General features: G+C 57.0%; 17 protein-coding genes. 1 reads left to right on the top strand and 16 read right to left on the bottom strand.

Annotated features, from left to right (window positions below):
- Positions 1–23: 23 nt before the first annotated feature.
- The 5 genes from OH491_RS27730 to OH491_RS27710 all read right to left on the bottom strand — a co-directional run bounded on the left by OH491_RS27730 (position 24) and on the right by OH491_RS27710 (position 3,199).
- Positions 24–299 carry a hypothetical protein gene (locus OH491_RS27730; protein WP_342751231.1) on the bottom strand — a complete coding sequence of 92 codons (276 nt, stop codon included), beginning with the start codon at positions 297–299 and terminating at the stop codon, positions 24–26.
- A 69-nt stretch (positions 300–368) separates the two neighbouring features.
- Positions 369–1,337: a type IV pilus twitching motility protein PilT gene (locus OH491_RS27725; protein WP_342751230.1), complete on the bottom strand. Its 969-nt coding sequence runs from the start codon at positions 1,335–1,337 to the stop codon at positions 369–371.
- Positions 1,258–1,632, bottom strand: a complete 375-nt coding sequence (locus tag OH491_RS27720) for a hypothetical protein (protein WP_342751229.1) — start codon at positions 1,630–1,632, stop codon at positions 1,258–1,260. Before OH491_RS27720 ends, OH491_RS27725 begins: the two co-directional genes overlap by 80 nt.
- Positions 1,633–1,719: 87 nt before the next feature.
- Positions 1,720–2,277 (bottom strand): hypothetical protein, encoded by a 558-nt coding sequence (locus OH491_RS27715; RefSeq protein WP_342751228.1) that lies wholly within the window; start codon positions 2,275–2,277, stop codon positions 1,720–1,722.
- Positions 2,278–3,055: 778 nt separating this feature from the next.
- A complete protein-coding gene (locus OH491_RS27710) occupies positions 3,056–3,199 on the bottom strand; it encodes a hypothetical protein (RefSeq protein WP_342751227.1) in 144 nt (47 codons plus the stop codon).
- A gap of 127 nt (positions 3,200–3,326) precedes the next feature.
- Between OH491_RS27710 and OH491_RS27705 the strand changes: the two genes are divergently transcribed.
- Positions 3,327–3,827 carry a hypothetical protein gene (locus OH491_RS27705; protein WP_342751226.1) on the top strand — a complete coding sequence of 167 codons (501 nt, stop codon included), beginning with the start codon at positions 3,327–3,329 and terminating at the stop codon, positions 3,825–3,827.
- A gap of 106 nt (positions 3,828–3,933) precedes the next feature.
- Here OH491_RS27705 and OH491_RS27700 read toward each other — a convergent pair whose 3' ends face one another.
- The 11 genes from OH491_RS27700 to OH491_RS27650 form a co-directional block, all read right to left on the bottom strand.
- Positions 3,934–4,368, bottom strand: a complete 435-nt coding sequence (locus OH491_RS27700; protein ID WP_342751225.1) for a hypothetical protein — start codon at positions 4,366–4,368, stop codon at positions 3,934–3,936.
- Between the two features lie 34 nt (positions 4,369–4,402).
- On the bottom strand, positions 4,403–4,936 hold the full coding sequence (locus OH491_RS27695; RefSeq protein ID WP_342751224.1) for a reprolysin-like metallopeptidase: 534 nt from the start codon (positions 4,934–4,936) through the stop codon (positions 4,403–4,405).
- 193 nt (positions 4,937–5,129) lie between these two features.
- The gene (locus OH491_RS27690; protein ID WP_342751223.1) at positions 5,130–5,720 is read right to left on the bottom strand and encodes a hypothetical protein; all 591 of its coding nucleotides are present in this window, start codon (positions 5,718–5,720) and stop codon (positions 5,130–5,132) included.
- Positions 5,656–5,955: a hypothetical protein gene (locus OH491_RS27685; protein WP_342751222.1), complete on the bottom strand. Its 300-nt coding sequence runs from the start codon at positions 5,953–5,955 to the stop codon at positions 5,656–5,658. Before OH491_RS27685 ends, OH491_RS27690 begins: the two co-directional genes overlap by 65 nt.
- A gap of 107 nt (positions 5,956–6,062) precedes the next feature.
- Positions 6,063–6,185: an HU family DNA-binding protein gene (locus OH491_RS27680; RefSeq protein WP_342751236.1), complete on the bottom strand. Its 123-nt coding sequence runs from the start codon at positions 6,183–6,185 to the stop codon at positions 6,063–6,065.
- A 338-nt stretch (positions 6,186–6,523) separates the two neighbouring features.
- Positions 6,524–7,597 carry a prepilin-type N-terminal cleavage/methylation domain-containing protein gene (locus OH491_RS27675; protein WP_342751221.1) on the bottom strand — a complete coding sequence of 358 codons (1,074 nt, stop codon included), beginning with the start codon at positions 7,595–7,597 and terminating at the stop codon, positions 6,524–6,526.
- Positions 7,588–7,914 carry a hypothetical protein gene (locus OH491_RS27670; protein ID WP_342751220.1) on the bottom strand — a complete coding sequence of 109 codons (327 nt, stop codon included), beginning with the start codon at positions 7,912–7,914 and terminating at the stop codon, positions 7,588–7,590. Before OH491_RS27670 ends, OH491_RS27675 begins: the two co-directional genes overlap by 10 nt.
- Positions 7,915–7,954: 40 nt before the next feature.
- Complete coding sequence (locus OH491_RS27665; RefSeq protein WP_342751219.1) at positions 7,955–8,608, bottom strand: hypothetical protein; 654 nt, start codon at positions 8,606–8,608, stop codon at positions 7,955–7,957.
- Between the two features lie 3 nt (positions 8,609–8,611).
- Positions 8,612–8,824: a hypothetical protein gene (locus tag OH491_RS27660; protein WP_342751218.1), complete on the bottom strand. Its 213-nt coding sequence runs from the start codon at positions 8,822–8,824 to the stop codon at positions 8,612–8,614.
- On the bottom strand, positions 8,821–9,228 hold the full coding sequence (locus tag OH491_RS27655) for a hypothetical protein (RefSeq protein WP_342751217.1): 408 nt from the start codon (positions 9,226–9,228) through the stop codon (positions 8,821–8,823). The genes OH491_RS27660 and OH491_RS27655 overlap by 4 nt, the downstream gene beginning before the upstream one ends.
- The gene (locus OH491_RS27650) at positions 9,185–9,439 is read right to left on the bottom strand and encodes a hypothetical protein (RefSeq protein WP_342751216.1); all 255 of its coding nucleotides are present in this window, start codon (positions 9,437–9,439) and stop codon (positions 9,185–9,187) included. The genes OH491_RS27655 and OH491_RS27650 overlap by 44 nt, the downstream gene beginning before the upstream one ends.
- Between the last annotated feature and the right edge of the window lie 134 nt (positions 9,440–9,573).

Raw genomic sequence — 9,573 nt, 5'->3', positions numbered from 1 at the left:
TAAGCTGGACGGCGTTGACGCCGTTATTGGCGAAGTTCGTGGAGCCGCCCGACTGCGTGCTCGGGCTGAGGCTGATCGCGGTCTGGGAGCTGGTGGTGCGGTTCACCGGGATATTCGATATAGTAAAATTCCACCTGCGTTCGCTTCACATAAAACATGTTCCTCTTGCGCGTCCAAAACAGGTCGTTGGTTTCAAGCAGCGCGTCGATCAGCTCGCGCAGCGTGCCGCCGTTGAAGCGAAGCAACGCGGTGCCGGTCACGTCGGGGTCAACATTGATGTTGAGCCCGTAGGAGCCCAACTGGTAGAAAGCGGCGGCAATCTCGGTCCCCTCGAACGTGATGGGGCGCGCCCGGCATCGAGGATGGCGTCAATCGGATCGGTATCCTCGGTGACGGACGCGCTGCCGCGGCGGGATTTTGAGCCTGGCGCCAAAGGCAGGGCGCCTTCGGCCGCAAGATCGCCGACGCGCATGAAATTCGGAACGGGTCGGGGTTACGGCCCGGCCGGTGATTGCAAGAGCGACGGCAACGCCGGCGATAATGAGTCGTTGGTAAGTATTCATGAGGGAAGCTGGTCGAGTTTTCGCTTTAATTCCGCCTGGTTCATGCAAAGGACAGGGCGGTCTCCTTGGTGATGCGGCGCGTGCGCACGAGCTGTTCGAGCGAGTAATCCATTGTGACCATGCCCGGGTGCTGTTGCGGCCGATCTCGTCGCGGATGTGGTCAATGCGTTTTTCGCGGATGCAGTTGCGCACGGCCTGCGTGTTGATTAAAAGCTCGAAAGCCGCCACGCGCTTGCCGTCGGTGCCGGAATGAGTTGCTGGGCAAGCACCCCACGAGCGAACCAGCGAGGGACGCCAGTGCGTCGGAACCGGCAGCGCATCGAGGACGCGGGACACGCAGCCGGCAGCGTCCTTGGTATGCGCGGTGGCGAACACCAAGTGCCCGGTCTCGGCGGCGGTGAGGGCCGCGCTCATGGTTTCCGGGTCGCGTAGCTCGCCCAACAGTATGATGTCAGGGTCCTGCCGCATGGCGGCCCGGATCGCCTCGGGAAATGATTGGAAGTGCCTGCCCAGCTCGCGGTGCTTGACGATGGATTTTCTGTTCTCGTGCCTTATCTCAATGGGGTCCTCCAGCGTGATGATTTTATGACTTTGCGTGGAGTTGATCTGGTCGATGGCTCCACCCAAGGTCGTCGTTTTACCAGAGCCGGTCGTGCCCGTGACGATGATGATACCGCGGGGGCGTCCAATAATTTCAGGAAACCTGCGGGGACCCCAAGCTCGGCAAGAGGGCGCGGGGCCTTTGGCAAAGACGCAGCTCGATGGTATCCCCATCCTCGCTGGAATAATAGGACAGCCGGAAGCGGCTCCCATCGTGGTCAAAACTGAGGCTGTCGTGATTTTTCAGGTGACGGCGCGCGCCGGTCTGCTCAAGGAAGGTGTGGAGTTCGTTAAAATGATTCTCTGGCAGTCTTTTGCCGAACAGAAGCTGCCCCTCCACGCGATAAATCACGGGCATGTCGGCGCAGAGCGTGATGTCGGAGGCGCCCATGGAGACGCCATGCTCAATCGGCTCAATGAAAGGTGCGTTCATCGCAACCAAGCCGGGATTCTCTTTCAATTTGATCATGATGATATTTGTTGTTTCGGCGGAGCGAGCACAGGGTATGCGGCGAAGCCGCGCCAGCGCGCCCTGCGCACAGCGGAGGGTTCCCTCTCAAGAGTGAGAGGGGAAGGGCGAGAACTGATAACGGTGCGTAATGTCATTTTTGTCTTCCACGCTGATTTGCGCGCCGCCCTTGGTTTGGGAGTTTTGAACTTTGACCTCCGGGGCCTTCGGCTTTACCTTGACGGTGGCATCGGTCGGCAATGGCTGCGTCCCCTGCGCCTGCCTCGTCTCGCTGCGAAATTCAGACTGTATATAAGTCTGGTCGTTGCGGATGTTGTTCAGATTGCTGACCTCCTTCATGAATTGATCGCGCCTGAAATGCATGGTCTGAGTGACCGTTGTATTGACGGGAACCTTCGACAGGTCAGCCGGCTCCCAATCGGTGATCGGATACCAGTCGGTCCACCAATAGACCTGATTCCAGATCTCCTGCGTGCCGGTCGCCGATTGGGTGATGGTCTGATCGCGAGGGTAGGGGACGACGTTGCGCTCCGTTCCGGCGCCGGCCCCACGATGCATCGCTCGCCTTTGCGCCAGTTCTGGCGCTGGGTTTTGGTCTGCGTAAAAGCCTGCCCGTGGGGAATCGTCGATGGGTCGGGTGTCCAATTGGAGGTGTCATACCAGCCGCCGACCGGTATGTCAAAAGGCTCCCATTCCTCGGCGAGGCCGGTCGTGGTCTGGGTTTGCAGGCGTTCCTTGGTGTAGTCGATGACATTCCGCGTCTCGCCCTTTTTCGGCCCGACCGTGCATCGTTCGCCCTTTTGCCAGTCCTGCTTCTGAACTTTCGTTTGCGTGAAAACCTGACCGTAAGCAACTGTGGATGCCAGCGGTGCCCAGTCGCCGGCATCATACCAGTTGCGGACCATGACATCAAAATACTCCCAAAATGAAGGATCGCCCATTGGCTTTATCTCGGTTCATCCTTGAAGTAATTTTCAACATTACGTTCTAAGCGATGCTCCGCTGGTGCAGCGTTCACCTTTTCGCCAATTCTGACGCCATACACGTTGCAAGTTGCTAGCATCCAGCACATACCAATCTTTATATAAATATTTATCTCCATTCGGTTCATCGAAAGGAGTCCATGTCTCCGATGGAGCGATATACGTGATGGTCATGGGCCACCAGTAAAATGACTGAGCGTGTCCTGAAGTTACGCCATGCCCATGAATTGGAATAGCCATGTATGATACAGTCGAAGTAGGAGGCGAGGCTTTCCATTCCCGAATTTTGCAATAAGCTTGGCTTTCAAATCAGCTCCACAGGAGCCGCACATATATCTGTCGTTAACCGGATTTGAACCATAGGTGTAGCGAAGGTGATGCACCATGCTATCAATCGCCGCCGCCAAGGGCCTCTCCTTCCTGTCGGGAAGTATGATACATCAGGGAACCATATCTGTCCCCCAATTTGGTCCGCCCTGACGCATTTCAACCTGATAGTTGACTATCTGAGCCGATGCCAAATTCGCCCCTAATGATAGGGCCGTGGTCAGAAGGAATAAGATTCTAGCTTTTATGATTTTCATGATATTTGCGTATTAGGTTAATAGCCCAAACTTAAAAGAAATCCCCTTTCGTGTGGTTGATGGTGGTTACCACGTAATCGGTGCTACGCGGAGTTGGTTAAGCTGTTGGGAAATAGTGTGATCGAAGATGCGTGCGTTTAACGTCTTAACCATCTCGTTGGTCTCGCCCGTGGTGACTTTTGGCTTCGACCAAGATGAAAACCAAGACCGTCCCAATGTTTGCGTAGCAACAGCAACCCGCACTGTGGTGGCTTTCTCGCTCTGCTTGATGAGGGAGACCATCACACGTGCTAGTCTGACGCTCGCCGCCCTTTTCCGTGATGGAGGTAATCAAGCCTGCGTCCTTGTTTATGGTCACTGTATCACCGTTTCGATCTCTCAGACATTCCACCACGGCATCGAAGGCGTCAGCATAGGCAAGCGAAGCATCAAAGCCCATGCCGTCACGAAGGAAGCGGAGTTTTTCAGCCTCGGTCAAATCTGCGGGTTTGCGTCTAGCACAACCGGAACAAACCAATCCGGCGAGGGCCGCAGACAAGATGATAAAAATCCGATTTTGGTAATGTGCATGATGTTATTTCCCACGGATAAATTTAATTACGATGAGGGAAGCCAAAGAACGAGATAGAGAGTGCCAGGCGCACCGCCTCCACCGCCATTGTCGTTGCCGCCGTCCGAGCCGCCCGTCACCGTCACGGTGGCCGGCTGGCTCGTGACCGAGCCACTGTCATTGCTTACGGTAAGCGTGTAAGTGCCCTCGTCGGCGTCCGTGACGCCGGTTTTGTGTAGGTCGGGCTATTGGCCCCGGTAATAGCCACACCGTTGCGCTTCCATTGAAATGCAAGGTTGGACCCGCTGACGCTGGCGGAGAGCGTCAGGATGCCGCCCTTGGCAACGGAAACCGATTGGGGATGAGAAGCGATGACCGGCAGGCCAGAGGTCACGGAAACGACTGCCGACGTGCTCAAAACCGTGACCTCGCCCATCGAGGTGGCGCGCACGTGGTAGGTGCCGGCATTCGCGGCGGACACGCTCGGAATGGTCAACGCTCGCGGTGCCGCTGGCGATACTGGTGATGGGGAAATTATTAAAAACCACTGATACGAAATTTTGTCATCATTGCCGAGATCGGTGCGCCCGACAGTGGCAAGGGCGGAGAGCGTCAGCATCGAGCCGGGAGCAACGGCCGTGCTGCCGGGCGGATTATAGAGAAAACCAGCGATTTGCGGAAGCTCGCCATCTGCCGGGCTTTTTCCCGCAGCCAGCGGAAGCGTCGGCGGCCTTCGCCTCGCTGGCAGGAACGCCAATACGCGAGGTGCCTGCCGGGAATTGATAATGGCCCATCGCGACATCAGCGTTGTTGAGTTCAATCTGAGGGTTCGAAAAATATGCGACTGGATTGGCGGCATAAGACATGACATCGCCATTCGAGGCCAACGCCGAATTGTTATTCAAATCGGGTAAATACCATTCGTAACCATAGTAATACTTACCATTATTATCTGGAACATTGTCAGTTACCCGGTCATGTCTGAGCCCGAAAGTATGTCCAAGCTCGTGGGCAAACGTTTTGACACCGAAGACATCGTAAGCGGTTGCATAAGGAGAAAAACGGTTATCATCGTCGGCGCTCTGAACAGCAATGCCGGCATGGTCACCGGTAATATACGCACCGGCAATAAAGAGTATTTGGTCGGCACCAAGCTTCGAGGCCTCCCGGCGAGCCGGCCCTCCCATTTTTCAGAGGGATTGACGGGAGAACCATCTTGGTATTTCGCCCCAAAATAGGCCATTTCATCGAGTGAACTGCTTATGCTTTGGTTGCTGAAATCATCTGGGGCGATGACCGTGCCGACGAGTGCCCAACGCAAATTGTCAACCTGACTGTTTTGCAGGATGATATTCATTGCCATGGTGTAGGCGGCGCACGTCACGTCAACTTGCGCTTGCTTTTGTTCTGGGTAGCCGACACGGGCAGACCGAGAGCGTTTACGAAATGCTTGTCCACGGCGATCAGCAGCGCCGAGTAATAAATGCCATTGGCATCCGGCAAATCGAGTTCCGGCTCGGTGGGCAGCTCCGCGGCATCGAAGGCATAGGTCCTTTCAAGACCGGCGTCAGCGGCGGCAACCGCCGCTCCAGTGTCGTGCATAACCGAATGAGCGGCTTTGGCCGCCACGGTGCTCACGTCGGCCGCGTGCGATTCGTCCACGGGGCAGGGTAGGGGACTTGTGGCGGTCCGGCGCACGGCAACGGAGCCGTCCGCAAGACTGTGCATGGCGTATTCGCTGCCGTCCGGCAAAAGCATCACGCCCGCCCAGGCCTTTTCATTGGCGGAAAAAACGAACGAGGCGAGCGGCGCGTCCTCGTTCCTTCCCGACCACGAGGTCCGGCCGTTTGCCTCGGCATAGCCGGTCTGGTGAAGCTGATCGGCGCGCCGTCGATGGGCGCGACGGTCAACCTCTCCGGTTTGAAGGCGCGCCAGCTTCGCGGCGTGTCGATGCCGGGAAGACCGACGCAAAAGAACGCGCCGTGTAGTCAGGCACGATTGCCGGCTCCGGCTTTTCGGCGGCAGGCAATGGTTGCGCGAGATCCGCAAGCACGATTACCGGCGCAACCTCTGGAGCCTCGGTTTTCTGGCCGGTTTTATTCTCGGTGTTGCGCATCGCGATAAATGCGATGGCGACCGTGAGGACGCCAATGGCAATGGGCAGATTCTTTTTCATAGTGTGAAGAGGATGGGAAAGTGGTTTCATGCCTGGGATATTGGCCTAATAGCCCAAATTTACAAGGAGATATTTTCCGAAAAATCAGCCGCCATCAACAAAAACATCAGGCGCGCCGGAAACGTCCCGGAAAGCGCCTAGAGCCTCGCGATGTCGATTTTCTTGATAAGCTGCTTGAGTATCTTGCCCGACTTGAACTTGACCACGGCGCGCTCGGGAATGACAACTGTCTCGGCGGGCTTGTTTGGGTTGCGGCCAATGCGGGACTTGCGTTTTGCACTTCCAAAACACCGAAATTGCGAAGCTCGGCATTGCGGCCCTCCGCGAGAGCCCTCATGATGATGTCGAGTGCCATCTGAACGGTCACGACAACCTCTTTTGCGGAAATCCGGTTTTCTCGTAGATCTCCAGAACTATTTCTCGTTTGGTCAGGTTGGCAGTCATAATTCGGGGTCCTCGTTATTTTCCATATTGGATAGCTGAAATTATTTTAAGAGATTTGCAATCCGAAAGATTGTTAAGGCTCGTGGCTGCAAAAATTTGCGGCGGGCTATTGGATAAAGACATCACTGTCGTCGCGAAGCAAAACCGGTTGGTCTCAAGGGCGGAAGCCTCGTCCGCACCCTTCTTTACCACGATCTGCCGGCCTCCAAGGATGGCGGGAGACTCGGTCACCCCGACTCTGCCGGCGCCTCCACGCCCATCCGTTGTTGAAGTAAATGTAGCCGTTGCCGGTCGGGTGGTTGTTGGAGATGCGCAGCACATAACGCGGCAGCGTGATGCGAATGACACGCATGAGATAAAGCCGCGAGCCAGTGCCTGCGGAACCGTTCCAAGCGGCCTGCTGATCGGCGGTGAGGCGCGCAGCCCAGTAGGCCGGTATCGAACCGCCCTTCGTGTCCCATTCGGTATTCCAGATGGCCTCGAACCATTCTGGCGAACCGTCATTTGCCGGCATGACAAGTTGCTCGTTCGGCGCCATGATAGAAAAGAGCAAGAAACGTTGCGCACGCGCCTGTGGAGCGGCGGCAACTAAACCACGAGCCCGGCCATAGTGATTGTATAGTATGTCTTTCACGGCTGGCTGGGAGCTAGGCGCGGCGGTGCCAAAACCGGTCCCGCGGAGCGTAGCGATTTTGGCATACCAATCCGCCACGCTGGTCGTCGGATAGCTGCCGTCAGGATTGCCGGTAAAGACGGTTGGCGGCACGCCATCGGGCACGTCGCCGGCGAGCGCGGCAATGTTGACGTTGGCAAAATCGGTCGAATCAAACGACCGAACGACATCGTCTCGGATGGCGTTGAGGGCATTCGTCTCGGCATCGAGCTGGCTCTTTTCCAGCCATCCCATAATGGTCGGCACGGACAGGGCAAACAACCCCGAGATAATGGCGCAAACGATAAGGATCTCGATAAGCGTGAAAGCGCGAGTTTTCTGGCGATGATGCATGGATTTCATCGGATATTCTGGGTGATGGTAAAGATGGGCTGCATGCAGGCGACGATGATAACGCCAACCCCGCGACAATGAGGACCATCGTGAATTTTTCAAAACGGCCAGCAGCGTGCGAATGCGTGTCTTGGCTTCGTCAGCATATTTTTGGGCCACACTGTCCAATGCCTCCACCAACCCGCCGCTCGCTTCACCGCTTTGAATGATGGTCAGGGCCATATCCGGAAATACCCTGTCTCGCTCAAGGCGGACGTGATGGCGTAGTTTTCTGCATCGCCGGTATTTAATATCCCGCTTTCGAGCTTTTCTCGTGACCGGTTGATCGCCGCCTTCGCCGCCTTGTTGCTCATTACGGCCGCGCATGCGCGAAGCGTTTCGTTCGCCGGCATGCCGGCGCGATAAAGCGCCCGGTATATTTTGGACACCTCGGCAGTGACAAGGGACTTGATAATATAACCGATGACCGGAATGCGGATGAAAACCAGATCCATCGCGACGGCCGCCGGCTCTGCTTTGCGAAGAACTCGCCAAAGCACGACAAGCCCGACCGCCACGCCAAGCAAGAGGGGCCAGTGATTAACCGTGAACATGGACGCGCCAAGCACGGCGCGCGTGAGCGCCGGCAGCGGGACGTGAAGCATGGTGAGCAATGCCTGCAATTTTGGGATAACCACGAGCATGACGAACGCCAGCAATCCGCACGCCATCGTCCCGATCATCGCCGGATAGGACAGCGCCTTTTGACCGTTCCGCGAATTTCCAGTCTGAAATCAATCTGGTCGCGCAAGTCCGCGAATCGCTCGGCGAGGGCCTTGACACCGCTGCCTCGCTTACGCGAATCGACTCGATGACCCCTTCGTTGAAACTGCGCGGGTATCTCGCCATCGCGTCCGTGAGAGTGCTTCTTGAAATGTCCAGCTCATGGTCAATGCCGCGCAATACCTTGCGCGCAGCCGCGTTCGGGAAATTCTCCTTGAGCTTCCTTATGATGACGTCGGTCATGACATTATTGCGGAGCTGCAAGGCAATCACGTCGAACAAGTCGCGCTGTATCTTCATGGAAAGCCGGGTGCTGCCACCGCCTGCTTTGCGATTGGCCTCACGCTGGCTTACGAGAAACAGACGCTTGGCCTCGACGATCTGGCGCAAGGCGGTGACGTTGGCAGCCTCCAACGTCTCGGTGATGGTCTTCGCGTTCTCGTCAACGCAAGTGGCTAGGTAGAGCGGCATGGCTTAGGGTATGCGCAAGCGCAGTTCGCGTTTTGAAACCGGACAGGCGAGCAGAAACCTGTCCTTCCGCAAATAGGCGGTATCAGCATCTACCCGGTGCAGGGTCAGCCCTTTGAAATGCTCACCGATCAGATAGGGTTGGTTGTTCAAAATCGCACCCGGCCGTCCACCGGTAACGATACCCGAAACCACCAGCGTCGCTTCATGCAGTGTCACAGGAGGCTGATAAATCTGCTCAAAAGGGTTGTTGGACGAGCTGCGCGGCAAATTGAAAAATTCGGGTCAAGCTCGATCACATACTCCGAATTTGGACGGATGATGGTCAGGCCTGCATCCGATGGCATGTCGAAGTCCTCGGACGCCGCTGCCGCGGCGGGATTTTGGAGCCTAGCGCCAAAGGCAGCGGTGCCTGCCGGCGTAGAGGCGAGGGCAGTCGCCGCTTGATTCGCACGGGCATCCTCGATGTCCTCCTGAGCTTTCTCGAGTTCGGCAACCCGTTTTTGCAGACGGTCGTTCGTTTCGACAAGGCCGGCCAGAGTGCGCTGCGCGTTGGCAAAATAGATGGAAACTTCGGTGTCAGTCGGCTCCGGGTGGTAATCGGCAGATCGGGATGTCTGCACCGGCCCGCGGCTGAACAGAGTTTGCGGCCGGGGTGCCGTCCGTGGGCGCGACATTCGTCGCCGCCCGGTTGAAGCGCGCCGGCTTGGTCTGCACGTAGGCCTTGCCCGGCAGATACGCCATCTCCGGGTTCGTTGGACTCTGCAACATGCCCACGTAATACTCCTCGTATTCGGCGGGCAGCACAGGCGGTTGTTCGCTCGGCGGCTCCATGAATACAATGCGCGTGGGCGTCGCCTCGGGTTTTACTTCAACCGGCTTCTTCGCGCTGGCGCATCCAGCGGCAAAGAGGACTGAAAGCGCGCATGCTCCGGCGAGGGCGGCGCGAGCACGGGGAACGCGGAACG

This window comes from Termitidicoccus mucosus (assembly GCF_038725785.1).
Classification (GTDB): Bacteria; Verrucomicrobiota; Verrucomicrobiia; order Opitutales; family Opitutaceae; genus Termitidicoccus; species Termitidicoccus mucosus.
The sequence above is the reverse complement of the archived record's forward strand: the minus strand, read 5'-3'. Positions and strand labels throughout refer to the sequence as shown.